The 17,895-nt window shown below is 62.2% G+C and carries 19 protein-coding genes; 7 read left to right on the top strand and 12 right to left on the bottom strand.

Going from position 1 to position 17,895, the window contains the following annotated elements; translation table 11 throughout:
* Positions 1-167: 167 nt before the first annotated feature.
* Both HGI47_RS17750 and glmS read right to left on the bottom strand, forming a co-directional pair.
* Positions 168-620, bottom strand: a complete 453-nt coding sequence (locus tag HGI47_RS17750) for a tRNA (cytidine(34)-2'-O)-methyltransferase (RefSeq protein WP_168854106.1) — start codon at positions 618-620, stop codon at positions 168-170.
* Between the two features lie 11 nt (positions 621-631).
* Positions 632-2,455, bottom strand: a complete 1,824-nt coding sequence (gene glmS, locus HGI47_RS17745) for a glutamine--fructose-6-phosphate transaminase (isomerizing) (RefSeq protein ID WP_168854105.1) — start codon at positions 2,453-2,455, stop codon at positions 632-634.
* A 400-nt stretch (positions 2,456-2,855) separates the two neighbouring features.
* On the opposite strand from glmS, the gene HGI47_RS17740 reads away from it, so the two are divergent.
* Complete coding sequence (locus HGI47_RS17740) at positions 2,856-3,047, top strand: DUF2892 domain-containing protein (protein WP_168854104.1); 192 nt, start codon at positions 2,856-2,858, stop codon at positions 3,045-3,047.
* 3 nt (positions 3,048-3,050) lie between these two features.
* Here the strand turns inward: HGI47_RS17740 and HGI47_RS17735 are convergent, their stop codons facing one another.
* The 8 genes from HGI47_RS17735 to HGI47_RS17700 all read right to left on the bottom strand — a co-directional run bounded on the left by HGI47_RS17735 (position 3,051) and on the right by HGI47_RS17700 (position 9,897).
* Positions 3,051-3,308: a hypothetical protein gene (locus HGI47_RS17735; protein ID WP_168854103.1), complete on the bottom strand. Its 258-nt coding sequence runs from the start codon at positions 3,306-3,308 to the stop codon at positions 3,051-3,053.
* A gap of 98 nt (positions 3,309-3,406) precedes the next feature.
* A complete protein-coding gene (locus HGI47_RS17730) occupies positions 3,407-4,339 on the bottom strand; it encodes a spore coat protein U domain-containing protein (RefSeq protein WP_168854102.1) in 933 nt (310 codons plus the stop codon).
* Positions 4,336-6,819, bottom strand: a complete 2,484-nt coding sequence (locus HGI47_RS17725; protein WP_168854101.1) for a fimbria/pilus outer membrane usher protein — start codon at positions 6,817-6,819, stop codon at positions 4,336-4,338. The genes HGI47_RS17730 and HGI47_RS17725 overlap by 4 nt, the downstream gene beginning before the upstream one ends.
* A 65-nt stretch (positions 6,820-6,884) precedes the next feature.
* Positions 6,885-7,601: a molecular chaperone gene (locus HGI47_RS17720; protein ID WP_168854100.1), complete on the bottom strand. Its 717-nt coding sequence runs from the start codon at positions 7,599-7,601 to the stop codon at positions 6,885-6,887.
* The gene (locus HGI47_RS17715; protein WP_168854099.1) at positions 7,598-8,083 is read right to left on the bottom strand and encodes a hypothetical protein; all 486 of its coding nucleotides are present in this window, start codon (positions 8,081-8,083) and stop codon (positions 7,598-7,600) included. Before HGI47_RS17715 ends, HGI47_RS17720 begins: the two co-directional genes overlap by 4 nt.
* 94 nt (positions 8,084-8,177) lie before the next feature.
* Positions 8,178-8,702: a hypothetical protein gene (locus HGI47_RS17710; RefSeq protein WP_168854098.1), complete on the bottom strand. Its 525-nt coding sequence runs from the start codon at positions 8,700-8,702 to the stop codon at positions 8,178-8,180.
* Positions 8,703-8,762: 60 nt separating this feature from the next.
* Entirely contained in the window at positions 8,763-9,290 is a 528-nt protein-coding gene (locus HGI47_RS17705; RefSeq protein WP_168854097.1) for a hypothetical protein, read from the bottom strand.
* A gap of 112 nt (positions 9,291-9,402) precedes the next feature.
* A complete protein-coding gene (locus tag HGI47_RS17700) occupies positions 9,403-9,897 on the bottom strand; it encodes a spore coat protein U domain-containing protein (RefSeq protein WP_168854096.1) in 495 nt (164 codons plus the stop codon).
* 356 nt (positions 9,898-10,253) lie between these two features.
* On the opposite strand from HGI47_RS17700, the gene HGI47_RS17695 reads away from it, so the two are divergent.
* Genes HGI47_RS17695 through HGI47_RS17680 form a run of 4 tightly spaced genes read left to right on the top strand, consistent with a single transcriptional unit; the run spans position 10,254 to position 14,346 of the window.
* Positions 10,254-11,234, top strand: coding sequence for a hypothetical protein (locus HGI47_RS17695; RefSeq protein ID WP_168854095.1), 981 nt, complete (start codon positions 10,254-10,256; stop codon positions 11,232-11,234).
* A 39-nt stretch (positions 11,235-11,273) separates the two neighbouring features.
* The gene (gene serS / locus HGI47_RS17690) at positions 11,274-12,557 is read left to right on the top strand and encodes a serine--tRNA ligase (protein ID WP_168854094.1); all 1,284 of its coding nucleotides are present in this window, start codon (positions 11,274-11,276) and stop codon (positions 12,555-12,557) included.
* Positions 12,554-13,303 (top strand): M23 family metallopeptidase, encoded by a 750-nt coding sequence (locus HGI47_RS17685; RefSeq protein WP_168854093.1) that lies wholly within the window; start codon positions 12,554-12,556, stop codon positions 13,301-13,303. Before serS ends, HGI47_RS17685 begins: the two co-directional genes overlap by 4 nt.
* Positions 13,304-13,308: 5 nt before the next feature.
* Positions 13,309-14,346: a TrkA family potassium uptake protein gene (locus tag HGI47_RS17680; protein ID WP_168854092.1), complete on the top strand. Its 1,038-nt coding sequence runs from the start codon at positions 13,309-13,311 to the stop codon at positions 14,344-14,346.
* Here the strand turns inward: HGI47_RS17680 and HGI47_RS17675 are convergent.
* Positions 14,333-14,740 (bottom strand): DUF1761 domain-containing protein, encoded by a 408-nt coding sequence (locus HGI47_RS17675; RefSeq protein WP_168854091.1) that lies wholly within the window; start codon positions 14,738-14,740, stop codon positions 14,333-14,335. The two genes, HGI47_RS17680 and HGI47_RS17675, sit on opposite strands and share 14 nt — an antisense overlap.
* A gap of 127 nt (positions 14,741-14,867) precedes the next feature.
* On the opposite strand from HGI47_RS17675, the gene rimO reads away from it, so the two are divergent.
* Positions 14,868-16,274 carry a 30S ribosomal protein S12 methylthiotransferase RimO gene (gene rimO / locus HGI47_RS17670; protein ID WP_168854090.1) on the top strand — a complete coding sequence of 469 codons (1,407 nt, stop codon included), beginning with the start codon at positions 14,868-14,870 and terminating at the stop codon, positions 16,272-16,274.
* A 6-nt stretch (positions 16,275-16,280) separates the two neighbouring features.
* Positions 16,281-16,847, top strand: a complete 567-nt coding sequence (locus HGI47_RS17665; RefSeq protein WP_168854089.1) for a DUF1993 family protein — start codon at positions 16,281-16,283, stop codon at positions 16,845-16,847.
* On the opposite strand, the gene HGI47_RS17660 is transcribed toward HGI47_RS17665, so the two are convergent.
* Positions 16,838-17,869 carry a cyclopropane-fatty-acyl-phospholipid synthase family protein gene (locus tag HGI47_RS17660; RefSeq protein ID WP_370521784.1) on the bottom strand — a complete coding sequence of 344 codons (1,032 nt, stop codon included), beginning with the start codon at positions 17,867-17,869 and terminating at the stop codon, positions 16,838-16,840. The genes HGI47_RS17665 and HGI47_RS17660 overlap by 10 nt on opposite strands.
* Positions 17,870-17,895 lie beyond the last annotated feature (26 nt).

The following is a 17,895-nucleotide window of genomic DNA, read 5'->3' as shown; positions in this document are numbered from 1 at the left end:
GACTGAGTGTCCGTCTATGTTGGCGACCGCTCCAAAGCTGCTCAGCAACTCCGCTGCGGTGAGAGGCCCTCTATGACCACCAACGAGTCGCGTCAACAGGGGATTGTCACTTTTTTGAAAATTACTGCGCGGACAGTTCCAGAAAGCCGTCAAAGCGCGTGAACGACTTAGTGATTGAAGCCGTCCACCTGCCGCAGGGCCTCGCCCAGTGCGACGGCGCTGGCAATTGCGAGGTTCAGCGAGCGGACCTGCGGACGAATAGGAATTCGCACGAGGGTATCGCACGCTCGGGCAACGGAATCGGGCACACCGCCGCTTTCCTTGCCGAACAGCAGCACGTCGCTGGGCATGAAGCGGAAATCGTGGAGCGATTCATGGCCTTTGGTGGTGAAGAGAACGATTCGGCTCCCGTCCAGCGAGGAGCGGAACGATTCGAAGTTCGAATGGCGCTTCACGGCAACGTGATCGATGTAATCCATCGCAGCACGGCGGACGCGGCGATCATCCCAGACGAATCCCATAGGCTCAATCAGATCGACATCGACGCCCATACAGGCACCCAGCCGCATCACCGCGCCGACATTGCCGGCAATTTCGGGTTCGTAGAGCGCCAGACGCATAACGGCGAACGCTATTCTACAGTGACAGACTTTGCGAGATTGCGCGGCTGATCGACGTCGGTGCCTTTGGCTACTGCGACGTGATAGGCCAGCAATTGCACGGGCACGGCATAGACCAGCGGCGCGATCAGTGGGTGGACTTTGGGCATCTCGATCGTGGCGAGGCAGCCCTCACCTGCTTCGGCAATGCCTTCGGCGTCGGAGATCAGTACGACTTTGCCGCCGCGCGCGCGGACTTCCTGCATGTTGCTGACGGTCTTTTCGAACAGCGGGCCGCTGGGGGCGAGCACAATGACGGGCACCGCTTCGTCGATCAGGGCGATAGGGCCGTGCTTCATCTCGCCACTGGCATAGCCTTCGGCGTGAATGTAGCTGATTTCCTTGAGCTTGAGCGCCCCTTCCAACGCAAGCGGATAATCGGGACCGCGCCCGAGATAGAGCACGTCGCGCGCAGGGGCGATAAGGTGCGCCATGCCGGCGATCTCTTCGTCATGTGCCAGCGCGGCGTTTAGGCAGGCAGGCGTTTCGACGAGCTGCTCGACAATTGCAGCCTCTTCCTCGCGGTTCAGGCGACCGCGCTTGACCGCGAGGTGCGCCGCGAGCGCGGCCAGAACAGCGAGTTGACACGTGAACGCCTTCGTCGAGGCGACGCCGATTTCCGGCCCGGCGTGCGTCGGCAGCAGCAGATCCGCCTCGCGCGCCATCGAACTGGTCGGCACGTTGACGACGACAGCGATGGTCTGGCCTGCCTGCTTGCAATGGCGCAGCGCGGCCAGTGTGTCAGCCGTTTCGCCGCTCTGCGAGATGAACAGGGCGAGGCCGCCCGGTTCCAACACCGGATCACGGTAGCGAAATTCGGATGCCACATCGATGTCCACCGGCAGGCGAGCGAACTGTTCGAACCAGTATTTGGCGACCATGCCGGCATAAAAGCTGGTGCCGCAAGCGACGATGGTGACGCGATTCACGCTTGCGAGGTCGAAATCGATCTGCGGCAAGGCGACGGTCTGCTCGACCCGGCGGAGGTAGGAACGCAAGGTTTGCGCGACGACGACCGGCTGCTCGAAGATTTCCTTCTGCATGAAGTGGCGATAATTGCCCTTCTCGATCGCAGCGGCAGTTGCGCCTGACGCGACGACAGGGCGCTGCACCGGATTATCGTCTACATCGAAAATCTGCGCGCCATCGCGGGTGATGACTACCCAGTCACCCTCTTCAAGATAGGTGATCTTCTGCGTGAGCGGAGCGAGTGCGAGGGCATCCGACCCCAGATAGGTTTCGCCTTCGCCGTAGCCGACGACCAAGGGCGAGCCGAGGCGTGCGCCGATCAGCATGTCATCATGCTGACGGAAGGCGATGGCGAGCGCGAAGGCGCCGCGCAACTGGGGCAGCACGGCCTTGACCGCGTCCTGCGGACTGAGGCCCGCCTCCACCTGTTCGGAGACGAGGTGCGCGACGACTTCGGTATCGGTTTCGCTTTCAAAATTGCGGCCCCGCGCGATCAGGGCTTCGCGCAGCGGCTTGAAGTTTTCGATGATGCCGTTGTGGACCAGTGCCACTTCATCGGTAGCATGAGGATGCGCGTTGCTGGTGGTGGGTGCGCCGTGAGTGGCCCAGCGGGTGTGGGCAATGCCGATCAGGCCGGAGGCTGGATTGCGGGCCAGTTCGACGACGAGATTGTTGAGCTTACCCTCGGCCCGGCGGCGGACAAGATGCCCGTCTTCGACCATGCAGACGCCCGCGCTGTCATAACCGCGATATTCCATGCGGCGCAGGCCATCTACGAGCCGATCTGCCACCTGTTCCTTGCCGACGATCCCGATAATTCCGCACATGGCTTTTGTTTGATCCTGACTTGGCTATCGCGCACCTTCTGGCACGAAATCGTTGGCATTGTCTTTCCATTTGCCAACACGGAAGGGTTTGTCCAGCGGGGAATGAACCGGCAGGGTCAGGACTTTTCGTTCAGGTTTGCAGCGACTTTCCTGAAAAGGTTTACACAGTTTACACGGTCCATGAGCATAAATTGGCGCAGGTATATCCACCCGAATTTGGCCGCGAAGGCGCGGCGGCTTTGCCGCTAGAACGGTAGGAACAGGACAGGAAGGCTGGCGGTTCATGGGCCAGACAGTGCCAGCTTGCCGTGGTGTAGGAAAACGCTTTCCGGTTTTGCGTTAAATCAATGAAACGCTAATATACACTGTCATGGTTGATCTGTCCTGAAAGGAGGATCCCATGTTCAAGCTGAATGTCGGCGGTATAGACCGCGTGTTGCGTATCGTTCTGGGCCTTGTGCTGATCGCGCTGGTGTTCGTCGGACCGAAGACGCCGCTTGGATGGATCGGCGTGGTGCCATTGCTGACCGGACTGATGCGCACATGTCCACTCTATACGCTGATCGGCCTGAATACCTGTCCCCGGCCCTGACCGTCAGGGGGCGAACGATCTTGTGATCACAGGACCGTTTGTGCCGCCAGACGTGATGGTCGTGATAGTTGGCAAGCCAGCTTGAGAAGCGCGCAGGCGCGGATCGTTGCATGTGATCGAGCCGTTCGCGTCGGCGGCGCAAGTGGGCGGAACATGAACGCGCACGACCACTGCAATCGTATCGGCCTGCGCAGGCTGCGCTGCAAAGGCGAGCGCGGCCAAGGCCAGAGTTCTTGCCGATCCTGACATGATCATCCTCATCACGCGCTCCCGTCGTTCTGGAAACGCGATATTTGAAGACGAATGCTTTCTGGCGGTGTCGGCTACCAGTCAGGGAGAATACTTGTGCAGTGAGACGATCAATCGGGGACGACATCCACAGTGATGACATCCTGATAGGTTCCTGCGGGCAGACCATCGGTCGCCCCGGCCAGTTCCACGGCCAGCGGCAGATTGCTGCCCTGCACCGTGGCAGGCTGATCGACATGCAGCGACTGCGCCCCCGCAGCCAGCGGCAGGTCAGTGCCGTCAAGCCGGAGAGCATAGGGCACGCGCGACTGGTAGCTGGTGCCAAGACGCACCAATGCGCCGCTGTTGGCGCTGGCCACCGTGATCCGCATCCCGCTGGTGGCGCGAACCTGAACAAAGGCGTTGCGGATAGTGCCGCGCTGCAATTCACCGAAATCGAGCGCGGCGATGGCGAAAGTGCCGAACGCGCCTGAACTGCCTGCAATGTTGACTTGCGCCTTGCTGGATACCGTGATCGTGACGGGCACCGCGATCGTATTGACCATGCCATGATCGGGCGTGATCATCTCACCCGCGCGTTCGAGATCGACGAGGACGATCTGCAGAGTGTCGGTGTATGTGCCGACCTGCGCCATCTGCCCGCCCGCAATCCGCAGCCTGATGGTCTGCGTGGCGGGCTGACTTTGTGTCGGTAGAACGATAGGCAAGGCCGCACCCTGCTGGTTGCGATAGACCTGCCCGGTGATGTCAGTGATGGAATAGGCCAGCGTGGCGCTGCCCTGCCGCGCCACGCGATCAGCCCCGCCTCCACCACTGCCAGCCGCGCTGGTGATGACGAGACCGGGCGTGCACGACGTGTTGTTGCGCGACGCATCAAGCGTTGCGGTGACCACGACTTCGCCTTCGAAAGGATCGTAGGACACGACCGGAGCTGCGCCCGCAGTCAGCCCGCCCTTGCACGCCGCCTGCGCTGGTGCAGGCGCGGTTGCAATGCCCACCAGCACCAACACTGCTGCTGTCGCCCATCCCTTCACAACGTTCATCGGGAAGCCTTTCGGGGGGCAAGGCGTAGTGTGCCCAGCGCTATTGTGGTTTCGTCGTCCTTCGGGACAACCACCGGAATGCGCCACGCACCGTCGTTGCCCATGCGCAGTTCGTAGCGGCCTGGTTTCAACCCGGATACCACGAAGCGGCCATTGCGATTGGTGAAGACCAGCACCGGTGCCATGTTCGGATCATCGAGCGATATCAGCGTGCCGCCCATCTGCGCCAGCGGCTGCCCGGCAGCGTCGAGCGCGACGCCCATGATCATGCGCGACGCATCCGAGCCGACCGTTATGGCATAACCCGCCGCTGGGGTAGGCTTCATCCGGTATTCGCCCGGACCGATATCATAGCCCGCAGGCAGGCGATCCACGTCCACCTTGATGCGGCTTGTCAGATAGGGCGAGCCTAGCGCCACCAGCGCTGGGCGCCCCTTGCGCGCTTTAGCCAGCGGGTTCTTGCGGGTTGCCCCGTCTGTCAGACTAAGATGCGCGTCCTTGAGCGTGGGGTGCGCCGAAACGATGGCAAAGCGCGAGCCGACCGGGCGGCCATAGGCAATTTTGCCGCCCGCCATCGCGACCTGCGTGGAAACGGTATAGCGGCTTTCCTGCGCGGTGCCCCCGTTCCTACCTGCATTGCCACCATTGCTGCGGAACACACGGTGATCGAGCGCGAGACGGAAATCGTTGCTGTTGTAAAGCGCCTGCCCGGTTGCGCTGATGGTGCCCGGTGTACGTTCAACGCCCGCACGGATGCCTAGCGTGCCAACTTCATCGCGCGCAAACCGCGTGTAATCGACGCGCGCAACTTGCGAGCGACTGTCGTAGCTTGAACGCAGATCCTGCGAGCGGCCAAGCCGCATACTTGCGGTGAGCAGCACGCGATGATCGCGCGGCTGTCCGGTCGTGGATATCCGGTCAAAGCTGCCCGAAAGATCAAAGCGTCCCCACGATTTGCGCAACTGCGCCGAGAACTGCTGACGATCAGGATTCAGATCGTATCCGGTGCTGCGCAGATAACTGAAGCCTGCATTGATGCCCGCAGCAAACCGCGCGGTTGCGCGGGCCTGCAATTGCGATCTTACGGTGTTTGCCTGCTGTTGGCCAAGCTGGGCAAAATTGCGGCTGGTCAGCCGCCAATCGGCATTGAGGCGGAGTTGATGGAAGGGACCAAGATCACCGAACTGGCCATCGTACCCGACCAGCACCGCATGGCCGCCGCGCCCGGCCACGCCATCTACTGTCGCACGACTGACGCTGGCAACAGCGGAAAACGCCCCAAGGCCAGTGGCGACGACACCTTCGACGCCGCCTGAAACGAGATGCCCGCCTGCCTGAAAATTGGCGCCGAGCGTCAGGTTGCTGGACACACCATAGCGCGCCCAGCCGCTGATCGAAGCCTCCTTGCCACGATAGCGCGACCCCGTGCCGGAAAGATCCTCCAGCACACCGGCGGTGAGACTGAAATCGAGCAATCCCTTGGCCAGCAGGCGCGCAGTGTAAAACTGCGAGAACGTGGTGAGCAGACGGCGCCCCTGCTCGTCCTGCACATATAGTTCGACCTCGTTGAGGCCGTTGACGAACGGCAACTGGTTGAGATCGTAACGCCCCGGCTGGAGCTGCATCGAACGCACCACTGCACCGTTGACCACCACGTCAATGGTCGATGGCCTATCCAGCACGAAGCTGGCTTGCCCTGATGGGCGAATGTTGCGCAGCGGCTGCAACTCGTTCCACGCACGCTGCACCGATATGCCGCCGACCAGCGGCGACGTCTGGAATCCCTGCGGTATCCCGGCAACATCGCCCACCGTGGTGCGGATTGCAGCATCGGCCAGATCGAACACAAGCTCGCTGTTGCCGCGCTGGAAGCTACGGGTTTGGCCATCGTAGGTGTGCTGGCTGAACAGGAAAACGCCCTTCGCACCGCCAATATTGGCGGCAAGATCAGCGGTGACCTGCACTGGCTTGAAGCCCGTAGCCTCGGTGGGGGATTGCCAGACGCGGCGCTGGCTGACCAGCACGGTAGCGGTGGCGGAAAAGTTGCTCGACTTCAGGAAATCGCGCTCGTCACCATCGATCAGCGCGGCACCGGACACCGATTGCTGCCCTTGTGCGGCGAGCGGGATCGACACGGACAGTTCCAGTGTTTCCGTGTTGAAACTGGCCTGAATACCCAGCCGGTTGAGCGCGTCGAGATCGATCGCAACAGGGGTGGTGGCCGCAGCAAAGATGCGATCACGCATTTCGGACGAAAGGCGCGGCCCGATCAGCGTGACAAGCTGGCTGGTCCAGACCGCGACGCGATCTCCATCAATCGCCACCGGCACATCGCCGCGATAGCTGCCGTCATAAAGCAGCGGGACGGTAAGGCGCGTTGCCGGTGACTGCGCCATGAGCGCATCTTCGGGTTGCGCAAAAGCCGGACTGGCCCCGAAAAACGCAGCCGAAGCGGCGCTGGCCATAAGGGCCGCGCGCAAATCGCTGAGCGTGGAAGAGGCGGAAGCCGGGGGCATGGAAATGAGGAGCGGACGCTAAAGCGCGATCAGCTCGCCTGTTCTCCCAGTTCGAAGGTGATATCACCGGTTGCAGGCGCGCCGGGTATGCGCACGACACGATCGTTTCCGGGCAGAAGCCAGACCGAGCGCAACGCCTTGCGCCATTCCTCGTCGCTCACCGTTTGGCCACCAATGCTGACTTTGGCCGAACCGATATTGGCATAGCGATTGCCGTCATTGCGCAGGCGCAGCACGGTATCGGCACCTTCGCGGGTTGTGGAAACAACAGTAACCGCGGGTTTGGCCCCTTCGGGCACGATGGTGGCCATCGTCGAGAAGTTGAAGACCATCTGCACCCCGCTCTGCTTCTGATCGGGCAAGGCGACCGGCACCTGCCGCACGGTGACGAGATAGGTTTCGGATTGGGCGAGATCGGGCTTGCCGACATATTGCACGCGCACCGCCTGCGTCTTGCCCGGCTGCACGACGGCCTGCACGGGGAAAAGCACGAAATCGTCGTCAGCAGGCGTGCGGGTTTCGGCGCCGTTTTCGTCGAACGCGCGCTTTTCGGCTTCGAGTTCGATGGTCAGCGGCTTGTCGCCATCGTTGCGCACGCGGATGATCGTGGCCGCGCCACTGCCCGATGGCTTGAGGTCGTAAATCATCGGCGCGACCTGATAGGCAGCAGCAGGGGCTTGCGGCAGCACAAGGCCGAGCACGGCAGCGCAGGCCAGCACGATGGGCCGGAAGCGACGAAATTTCATGGGATGACCTCCAGGTAGATCGTATCGGCAAAATCGCCTGCGGGCGTGCCAGCGCCATCGACAAACCGCAGCGCAATCTCTGTAGGGCGCGGCAACAGCGGTTCGATGAGCGGAAGCACGGCGCTGAGCGGCGCAGCCGTGCCGCCGGGGCGGCCCACGGGCTGGCCGCCTATGCGCAGTTCATAGGGAAGGCTTGCGGTCTGCGCGACGGGAACGGCCCCATCTGGCGCGAGTGCGCCGCTATTCAGGCTCCACAACCGCACGGTGGGCGATCCCCGGTAGTTGCAGGTGATGCTGGGCATCGACAAGAGCTGCCAGCCAGTGGCAAGCGGATCAGGCGTTTCCGCGGCCTCGGCAGCCACGATACGGCAATCGCGCGCGGCCTGCGCCAGAACCTGCACCACGATCGCGCGGGTGGCACGCGGCCCTTCCTGCGCTGCGCCCGTTTCGGGGAGCGACGCGGCAAACAGGCCAGCGATCATGGTGAAAGCGTATTTGAGAGGCATTCCACGACGCATGAGATGGAGATGGAAAAGGGTGCGCGTGTTGCCCACGCGCACCCCATCCCGCTTCGCCTTACGGAGCGATCGAGAAGCTGAGCGTATCGGAATAATCGCCAGCAATTTCGATCGGACGGGTCAGATGCAGCGAAAGCCTTGGCCGTATCCGCACATTCGGAGCAGTGCTGCGGGTCCAGGCACCGGCCCCATCTGGCGAGGATACGCCAGTCAGGAATTCCGATGCAAGACGACCCGATGCGCCGCCGGTGACAGTTACGTTGTCACCAAAGGCGATCTGGTAATCCACCTTCGTTGCCCCAAGCGCCACCGACGCCTGATCCGGCGCAAGTCCGCCGTTGAGACTGGTGATCGTCACCACAGGCGTGCCGATATAGTTGCACGAATAGGCAACCCGATCAGCGGCGTCCGGCACTTCGTTGCTGAGCGTTACGTCCACCAACGAAGCGTTGCGCTTGAACTCGCATGACTTGGGCAGCGAAGCGCCAAGCGAAACCGCAAGCGAGGTGCCTGCTTCCTGCGCAAAAGCGGGCGCAGTGGGCAGAGCAGCGATCACAGCCGCGAGAAAGAGAGATTTCTTCATGTGAAACTCCTCTCCAATATATGCCGCCCATCAACGACAGGCGGCGCGGATCTCTTTACCTTACGGTGCAATCGTGAAGGTCAGCGTGTCCGAATAGTCACCAGCGATGGTGATCGGGCGAGTGAGGTAGAGAGACAGCGTGGGCGAAACGGTTTCGTTTGGCTCGGTCGTGCTGGTCCATCCCAACTGGTCGGTGGTGGACGAAAGCCCATCGACAAATTCGCTGGCGAGAAGGCCCGTGCTACCGCTGTTTTGGGTGGCGCGATCACCGTAGACGATCTGATAGGCAACAGGCACGGCGCCCCATGCAGCCGATGCTGGGCTGGGAGCAAGCGCGCCGTTGGCGCTGGTGATCGTCACCACAGGCGTGCCGATGTAGTTGCACGAATAGGCGACCGTGCCGTTAGCGTCGCGCGCATCATTGCCCAGCGTCAGGCTGCTGGTGGAGTTGCCCGAATCAAAGGCGCAGGCCTTTGCAAGCGACGCATCGACAGCGACCGAAATGGTCGAACCATCGATGGGAGCGGCAACGGCAGGGGCAGCAGCAGCAGCCACGGCCAGAACGGAAAGAGCAAAAAGCTTCTTCATGTCGGTTTCCTCTTTGATGCCTCTCGGTCTGGTCCGAAAGGCCGGTACATTCTGGCGGCAGGACGGGCCTGCCGCCGGAATTGGGTGATGCCCACGCAAAAGGGGCGAAAAATCAGGGTGAGATGCTGATCACGATGACATCGCGGTAGGTTCCTGCCATCTTGCCACTGGCGGCTGCGGCAGAAACGTTGACGATGACGTGCGCCGATTGCGCCGTACCGGGCGCAAAAGCATCCAGTTGCGCGGTCACCGTGCCATCGGTGGATGTGACCGCATCGAACGCGGTGGTGCCGGGCAGATTCCATTGCAGACCATAGGGGATCAATTGCTCCCCACCGTCGATCTTCAGGCCACGGTTGGCGCTGGAAAGCGTGATGGAAGGCCCCACATCGACGAGGTTGCAGGTGACAGCGACATTGCCGACATCGCCCGTCGCTCCGCGCGATGCTTCACCCAGGCTGAGCGTGCCGGCCGCGCCCGAAATGGTGCAATGCGCCGGAACATTGCCTGCAAGCACGAGTTGCGCGCTGGCCGCCTGCGCCTGAGGCGCGCACAACACTGCAGGCACCGCAGCAAAATGCCACAGCGCACGGCTTGCCCCCAACATCGTGGCCCCCGATTCGCTCCGTTACGGCTAGATTAAGTAGTGTCACTTATCTGCGGAAAAAAGGTTTTATTAACCACAATGTCAAGAATGTGATGAATTATGTACTTTCACTTCTTCTTTTCAACAGGTTAGCCTCCATCAGAATGAAATGGTGCTGCACGCCAATATGAACCTGTTGTTACGTAACCCCTTGTCATTCTTACGATCCGACAAAGTTCTGCGCCTAACTAAAGATAAGTTCTGACTTTCAACGCCCTTGTACTTCCATTCTGCGCTGTCGACACACCAGGCAGCGTACCGTTAGAAGTCCGGCCATTCTGGTTCAAAACGTCACCCGCTCCGCAATGGATACCTCAATGGAAACGCTGATCATCGTCGGCAGCAGCCTCTCGGCTGCGTTGATCGCCCTTGCCAACCGGGACAGGGCAAAACAGCGGCGGATCGTTCTGATCGACAGTCAGCACCGATTTGGCGGCGGCCCGGTTCAGCCCTATTTCAGCGACACGCTGTCGCCGGAAGGCGAAGCGCTTGTTGCCGATGCCATCGTCGGAGAATGGCCGCACTATCTAATGCTGCGGCAAAACCGCGCAACATCCGGTTCCGCCCCTGCCGTGCCCGATATGCTGCAATTCGACCGTGCTGTTTGCCTACTAGCCCCGGAACAGATCCATGCCGATCTGGTCACTGCGCTGCCGCCAGGCGATCTGCGGCGCTTGGCCGACATCGGCCCGCTCTCTATCGGTCGGACATCGGTGGATCTCGGCAACGAGCGGATCGAAGGCGATGCCGTGCTGGATCTCAGGCCAGCACGCGGCCACGCCGTTGACGCCCGGATCGAACTCGAAATGGGCAGCCATTTGCCGGAAGGCACGCTGCCGCTGTCCGCCCCGGTTCTAGCCGACGACACGATCGAAGCTGGTCCCGGTGGCGCACTGCAATATTTCCCGATGGACCCGCGCTGGCTGGTCATGCGGCGTATGTGGCTGGTGGCGCAAGACGATCCGGGGCTTGCGCGCGATACCGCGACTGCCCCCATCGGCAGCATCGCTGCCCGCCGCACCGTATTTCCGTTCAATGGTCCAGCGCAATCCGTGCCGATGCCCGTGCCAAGCGCATTGCTTCCTTCCGAAGTGCCCGGCGCGGTGGCCCTTGCGCTCACCATCGCCGCCTGCCCCACGCTTGCATCGCTCGACACAGCGATGACCGCACTGGCCCGGCACCACGCCGAGGAAGGGGCCGAGCGCCTTGCCGCTCTACATATGCTGGCAGAGGCATCTGATCCCCTGCTGGGCGCGTCCCTGTCACTTGAAGCGCTGGTTCTTGCATCACGTCTCTGACTCTTGCCACCGCTGGATCAAGGCGGCATAGCCGCGCCCATGCATGATATCCGCCTGATCCGCGAAAACCCGGAAGCCTTTGACGCTGCCCTCGCCCGCCGTGGGGTTGAGGCTGTGGCTGCGTCCATCCTTGCAATGGACACCCGCCGCCGCGACATCGCGACGCGGATGCAGGAAGTGCAGGCCCGCCGGAATGAGGCTTCGAAAGCCATCGGCGCGGCTATGGGCAAAGGCGACAAGGACACCGCCGAAGCGCTGAAGGCCGAGGTCGCCGCGCTGAAAACCGAACTGCCCGCGCTGGAAGAGGACGAGCGCACGCAGACTGCGCTGCAGAACGCCGCACTTTCTGCCATCCCCAACCTGCCAGCGGCCGAAGTGCCCGAAGGCGCGGATGAGGCGGGCAACGCCGAAGTCAGCCGCTGGGGCACCCCGCGCGATTTTGCGTTCACGCCAAAGGAACATGCCGACCTCGGCCCTGCGCTTGGCCTCGATTTCGAAACCGGCGCGCTTATTGCGGGCGCGCGCTTCACCTTCCTTAAGGGTGGCATGGCCCGCCTGCACCGCGCGCTGGCGCAATTCATGCTCGACCGCCAGACCGGCGAGAACGGCTATATGGAGTGCATCCCGCCGCTGCTGGTAAAGGACGAAGCCGTGTTCGGCACCGGGCAGTTGCCCAAATTTGCCGAAGACCTGTTCCGCACGACCGACCGGCGCTGGTTGATCCCCACCGCCGAAGTCAGCCTGACCAACGCGGTGCAGGGGCAGATCCTGAACGATGCGCAGTTGCCCCTGCGCATGACGGCATTAACCCCGTGCTTCCGCTCCGAAGCGGGTGCGGCCGGACGCGATACGCGCGGGTTCATTCGCCAGCACCAGTTCGAGAAGGTCGAACTCGTCTCGATCACGCGGCCAGAGGATTCCGAGGCCGAGCATGAGCGGATGACGCAGTGCGCCGAAGGTGTGTTGCAGGCGCTGGGCCTGCCCTATCGCAAGATGCTGCTCTGCACCGGCGACATGGGCTTTACCGCGCGCAAGACCTATGACCTTGAAGTCTGGCTGCCGGGGCAGAACGCTTATCGCGAGATTTCGTCGTGCTCCAACTGCGGCGATTTTCAGGCGCGGCGCATGAATGCGCGCTATCGCCCGGAAGGTGCAAAAGGCACGGAATTCGTCCACACCCTCAACGGTTCGGGCCTTGCCGTGGGCCGCACTCTGGTGGCAGTCTTGGAAAACTACCAGCAGGAGGACGGATCGGTGGGCGTGCCCGAAGTGCTGCTTCCCTATATGGGCGGGCTGACCCGTCTGGTGCCGCTGGCCGGATGAAACGGCTGCTGGCTACGGTAGCGTTGCTGGTTGCAGCGCCGCTCGTAGCGCAAACCACTGCGCGTGGCCCCATCGTTGCGTGGACCTATACCGTGCAGGCGGGCGATACCTTTGCGGATATTGCCCGCCGCTGGAGCGTGGACATGGCTGCGCTGGGCGCGGCCAATGACATTCCCAGCCCTTACGTGATCCGCATCGGTCAAGTGCTGAAGCGTCCCGATCCCAAAGCCGCGCCCAAGCCGCTTCCGACACCTTCACCGTCGGCAACGCCGGTGGTTACGCCCAAGGCTGTGCCCCGCCCCGCCCCCAGCCCACGCCCCGTGCCGCCACTTCGCCCGCCGCTCACCCCGCGTGAATCCGACGCACCCAAATTGCAATGGCCAACCGAAGGCGCGGTGGTGACGCATTTTGGTGAGCGGGTTGCGGGCATTCCGTCGAACGGCATCGACCTTGCTGCGCTCTATGGCACCAAGGTGCGCGCGGCGGCTGCCGGGACTGTGCTCTATGCAGGCAAGGAGCCGGAGCGCTTCGGCCAGTTGATCCTGATCGATCACGGTAACGGCTTCGTCACCGCCTATGCCTATCTCGGCACGATGACCGTGAAAGAGGGCGACAAGGTAATCGCCTTCGAACGCATCGCTCTGGTCGGCAAGAGCGGCGAGGCTAGGCGCCCCACTGTCCATTTCGAACTGCGCCGCAACAACGTGCCCCGCGATCCGGAACTTTATCTGCCGCCACGATTGTAGACGTGATGGATCTCAACCTTTTGCGGCGCGGCGGACGCAAACCGGGCAACTTGCTTCGGCGCGCGCTGAAGGTTCCGGTATGGGCGGACCTTGGGCTGCGGCTAGGCGCGGCTTTCGGACTGGTGGCGGTGGTCGTGCTGGTCCACTGGATCGACCGGGCGGGGCTGAAGGACGCCCACGACGGGCAGATCAGCTTCCTCGATGTCGTCTATTTCACGATGATTTCGATCACCACCACAGGTTTTGGCGACATCGCTCCGGTGAGCGACCGTTCGCGCCTGATCGAAGCCGTGATCGTGACGCCAATCCGCATTGCGGTGCTCTTCATCTTTGTAGGCACGGCCTATAATTTCATCATCAAGCGCAGCTGGGAAAGGTTTCGCATGGCGCAGATCCAGAAGAACCTCACCGACCATATCGTGGTGCTGGGCTTTGGCATTTCCGGTTCGGAAGCAGTGGCAGAACTCATCGCACGTGGCACCGCACCGCACTGTATTGTGGTGATCGATCCCGACGAAAACCGTCTGGCGAGAGCCGCGCGGCTGGGGTGCAACATAATGGCGGGCGACGCCACGCGCGATGCCACACTGATGGATGCGCATATTGACCGGGCAAGATCGATCCTCGTCTCCGCCGGGCGTGACGATACCTCGATCCTGATCACGTTGACCGCGCGGCACTTGGCACCCGATGCGCCGATCAGCACGGTGGTGCGCGCGGTGGACAACGAGGTTCTGGCAAGGCAGGCGGGCGCATCAACCGTGATCAATCCTGTGCGCTTTACCGGGCTGCTCATGGCAGGCTCTGCACACGGTACGCATGTGGCCGATTACATCACCGATCTCGCCTCGATCGAAGGCCGCGTGCAGCTGGTGGAGCGCGAGGTTACGCCGGACGAAGTGGGCAAGCCGCTGTCGGCGCTGGCCAGCGGCCGAGGGTTGCGCATCTATAGGGCAGGCACGGCGATCGGGTTCTGGGAAGCCGATGCTGCGACGTTGAAAGCTGGCGACGTGATCGTGGAAATCACGCCTACGCCAGCATGAATGCCAGCCCCATCGAAAGGTAGGCAACGAGCCAGAACCCGCCGTCGATCAAAGCCAGTCGCGTGCTGATGCGTTGCTGCGAATAGCTGATCCAAAGCGAGGGGATGACGAAGGCAATCGCCAGCCCGCCCGACATCATGAAATAAAGCCACCACTTCACATCGAGCGTAGCTTCGCCCACGCGGGCAAACATGTGCCCCATCATGGCGGCGGAGATGAAAAGCAGCGCGGCCGTGATCGCCGCCGTTCGCGCAGGAGAGCGACGGATGCCGAGCTTACCCGGCCCCACTTCCTCCAATCGTGCACGACCGAAGACGGGGCCATACCAAAACGCTGAGACAGCGAGCGCGGCTAACGTCGCAAGAATGACGGCTATCCAATTGACCGGACCCATTATTTCCTTCTTTTCCAAGCCCCCGGTTGTCGTCATGCTACGCGCGCGGCACAGGCTTTGCAACGCCACGCCGGTCCAAGTTGGACGGTCCAGCGGACCATAGGTGACGTGACGTGCATTTTCGCTTATGGGCCGCGCCATAATGGCAAGCCAGATTCCCCCTATCGTCCTTCCCGAAGCCCCCAAAGTCGGCATGGTCAGCCTTGGCTGTCCAAAGGCGCTGGTCGATTCCGAACGCATCCTAACGCGCCTGCGCGCCGATGGCTATGCGATGAGCGCGGATTACGCAGGGGCCGATGTGGTGCTGGTCAACACCTGCGGGTTCCTCGATTCCGCCAAGGAGGAAAGCCTTTCCGCGATTGGCGAAGCGATTGCCGAGAATGGCCGGGTGATCGTGACTGGGTGCATGGGCAACGAAGCCGATGTGATCCGCGCCAAGTTCCCGCAAGTCCTCGCTGTCACCGGCGCGCACCAGTATGAAGCCGTAGTCGAGGCGGTGCACGAAGCCGCGCCGCCCAGCATGGGTCCGTACATCGACCTGATCCCGCAGGCGGAACCGGGCGATGTGAAGCTCACCCCGCGCCACTATGGCTATCTCAAGATTTCCGAAGGCTGTAACCATGCCTGCGCCTTCTGCATCATCCCCTCACTTCGCGGAAAACTCGCCAGCCGCCGGATCGATGCCGTGCTGCGCGAGGCGGAAAAGCTGGTGGCTGCGGGCACCAGGGAACTGCTGGTGATCAGCCAGGACACGTCAGCCTATGGCGTCGATGTACGGCACGAGGAGCGCCAGTGGAAGGGCCGCGCGGTGCGCACGCACATGACCGATCTGGCGCGCGAACTCGGCCAGTTGCGCACACCGGAAGGCGATACGCCGTGGGTGCGCCTGCACTATGTCTATCCCTATCCCCATGTCGATGCGGTGATCCCGCTCATGGCCGAAGGGCTGGTCACGCCCTACCTCGACATTCCGTTCCAGCACGCCAGCCCCAATGTGCTGCGCGCGATGAAGCGCCCGGCGAACGAAGCCAAGGTACTGGACCGGATCAAGTCATGGCGCGAAATCTGCCCCGATCTCACGATCCGCTCAAGCTTTGTCGTTGGCTTCCCCGGAGAGACGGAAGCGGACTTCGAATACCTGCTGGAATGGCTTGAAGAAGCCCAGCTTGATCGCGTGGGCGGTTTCCGCTTCGAACCGGTCGCAGGCGCGGCAGCGAACGATCTGCCAAACCCGGTGCCCGAAGAGGTCAAGGAAGAACGCTACGCCCGGCTGATGGAAAAGACCGAGGCGATCAGCGCCGCTAAGCTTGCCGCCAAGGTGGGACGCACGATCAAGGTGATCGTGGATGAGGTGGGCGAGCCTGATGAAGACGGCGACGTTGGTGCCACCGCCCGCTCGCAGTCCGATGCGCCGGAGATCGATGGCGCGGTTTATCTGCGCAACGTACCGGCTGACCTGCAACCAGGCGATTTTGCGACTGTGCTGATCGAAGACGCAGACGCGCATGATCTTTACGGCGTAGTTGCGGGCTGACGCTGGATGACACCCACCAGCCTTCTTGCGCCGACTTATGTCCAGATGCTCACCGCGCTTTCGCAGTGGCTGGACAAGGCAGAGGCGCAGTTGGGACAGACGGACGCGGATACTCTGCTCTCGGTACGGCTCGCGCCAGATATGTTTCCGCTGTCCACGCAGGTGCGCTTTGCCTGCGTTCAGGCGCAAGAGGGCATGTATCGATTGGCAGGTGCGGACTTTCCGCCGTCTGTCACGGCTCTGCTGGATGAAGGCCGCAATGCGGGCGAGCATCTTGGTTCGATTGGCGATGCACAAGCGCGGATCGACGAAACGGTTGAACTCGTCCGGGCAATGGCTGGCACAGGTGCGTCAGAAGACCCTGAAAGGGCGCTGGCACATCAGCTGCCCAATGGCATGATCTTCGATTTCACTGCGGAACAATACGCGCGGGACTGGGCCATTCCGCAGTTCTATTTCCATGTGATGACGGCTTACGCGATCCTGCGCAGCCAAGGCGTGGAACTGGGCAAGGCCGATTACGTGGCGCATCTCTTTGGCCATCTGCGCCCCGGAACGATGCCTCAGAGCTGATCCGTCGGCTTCAAAAGCCAGTGGCTCACACCCCATTCACGCCCACCGCGATTGCCGAACAGGCCTGCGGTCGCGAGGTAGAACAGCCGCCAGCGCCGCATCCATAGAGCGGTGTCGCCGCCGTAGACGGCGTGCAGCACCGACTCGATTTCGCCTGCGCGCGCATCGAACAGGGCCAGCCAGTCGAGCGCGGTTTTCTCGTAATGCGTGCCGCTCCACCGCCACTGCTGTTCCAGTTCGAAAAGGTCCGCAAACTGACGGATAAGGCCGTGACTGGGCATGATGCCCCCGGTGAAGAAATACTGTGCGATCCAGCTCGACTTGTCGGCAAGATCGAAACTGTAGGCGTAGCGTTCGTGGCTGAAGACGTGGAGGAACAGCCGTCCACCGGGGCTCAGCCAGCCGCGTATCTGGCCCAGCAAGGCGCGCCAATTGGCCATGTGTTCGAACATCTCGACCGACACCACGCGGTCAAAACGGTCTTCGGGCTGGAACCGGTTCATGTCGGCGGTCAACACCGTCAGGTTGGTGATCCCGCGCTCTGCCGCACGCGCACGGATGTGATCACCCTGAGGGTGTGAATTGGACACTGCGGTGATTCGCGCATTCGGGAAGCGGGCCGCCATGAACAGGCTGAGCGATCCCCAGCCGCAGCCAAGTTCGAGAATATGCTGCCCATCTTGCAGGTGCGCGTGCTCGACAGTCGCTTCCAGCGCGGCACGTTCCGCCTGTTCGAGCGTTTCGGTGCCGGTGGGGTAGAGGCAGCACGAATATTTGGCGTTCGGGCCGAGGCTGAGTTCGAAGAAGCGTGGCGGGAGTTCATAGTGCTGCTCGTTCGCCGCATCGGTGTGTTCTGCCACCGCATGTTGCGCCATCCATGCGGCGAATGCGGCGTCGGTCGGCTTGTCGCGGTGGATCGCGCGGCGCCGCTGGTTACACATGAACGTCACGCCCGCACGGGTCAGCGCGTCGGGCAGTGGCAGGCGCTCTACCAGCGCGGCGGCGGAGGAAAGCAAAGTCACGAGCCGCAACTAGCCATCAGGCTGTG

Origin of the sequence: Novosphingobium sp. ERN07 (assembly GCF_012641335.1) — a bacterium.
GTDB lineage: Bacteria > Pseudomonadota > Alphaproteobacteria > Sphingomonadales > Sphingomonadaceae > Novosphingobium.
Note: the sequence above shows the minus strand (reverse complement) of the source record. Positions and strands in the feature narration are given on the sequence as shown.

Coding starts and splice junctions, on each gene's coding strand:
- HGI47_RS17665 (WP_168854089.1), top strand. CDS start 16,281: ATGACACCCACCAGCCTTCTTGCGCCGACTTATGTCCAGATGCTCACC.
- HGI47_RS17675 (WP_168854091.1), bottom strand. CDS start 14,740: ATGGGTCCGGTCAATTGGATAGCCGTCATTCTTGCGACGTTAGCCGCG.
- serS (WP_168854094.1), top strand. CDS start 11,274: ATGCATGATATCCGCCTGATCCGCGAAAACCCGGAAGCCTTTGACGCT.
- HGI47_RS17750 (WP_168854106.1), bottom strand. CDS start 620: ATGCGTCTGGCGCTCTACGAACCCGAAATTGCCGGCAATGTCGGCGCG.
- HGI47_RS17695 (WP_168854095.1), top strand. CDS start 10,254: ATGGAAACGCTGATCATCGTCGGCAGCAGCCTCTCGGCTGCGTTGATC.
- HGI47_RS17700 (WP_168854096.1), bottom strand. CDS start 9,897: ATGTTGGGGGCAAGCCGTGCGCTGTGGCATTTTGCTGCGGTGCCTGCA.
- glmS (WP_168854105.1), bottom strand. CDS start 2,455: ATGTGCGGAATTATCGGGATCGTCGGCAAGGAACAGGTGGCAGATCGG.
- HGI47_RS17685 (WP_168854093.1), top strand. CDS start 12,554: ATGAAACGGCTGCTGGCTACGGTAGCGTTGCTGGTTGCAGCGCCGCTC.
- HGI47_RS17735 (WP_168854103.1), bottom strand. CDS start 3,308: ATGAGGATGATCATGTCAGGATCGGCAAGAACTCTGGCCTTGGCCGCG.
- rimO (WP_168854090.1), top strand. CDS start 14,868: ATGGGCCGCGCCATAATGGCAAGCCAGATTCCCCCTATCGTCCTTCCC.
- HGI47_RS17740 (WP_168854104.1), top strand. CDS start 2,856: ATGTTCAAGCTGAATGTCGGCGGTATAGACCGCGTGTTGCGTATCGTT.
- HGI47_RS17680 (WP_168854092.1), top strand. CDS start 13,309: ATGGATCTCAACCTTTTGCGGCGCGGCGGACGCAAACCGGGCAACTTG.
- HGI47_RS17705 (WP_168854097.1), bottom strand. CDS start 9,290: ATGAAGAAGCTTTTTGCTCTTTCCGTTCTGGCCGTGGCTGCTGCTGCT.
- HGI47_RS17730 (WP_168854102.1), bottom strand. CDS start 4,339: ATGAACGTTGTGAAGGGATGGGCGACAGCAGCAGTGTTGGTGCTGGTG.
- HGI47_RS17715 (WP_168854099.1), bottom strand. CDS start 8,083: ATGATCGCTGGCCTGTTTGCCGCGTCGCTCCCCGAAACGGGCGCAGCG.
- HGI47_RS17710 (WP_168854098.1), bottom strand. CDS start 8,702: ATGAAGAAATCTCTCTTTCTCGCGGCTGTGATCGCTGCTCTGCCCACT.
- HGI47_RS17720 (WP_168854100.1), bottom strand. CDS start 7,601: ATGAAATTTCGTCGCTTCCGGCCCATCGTGCTGGCCTGCGCTGCCGTG.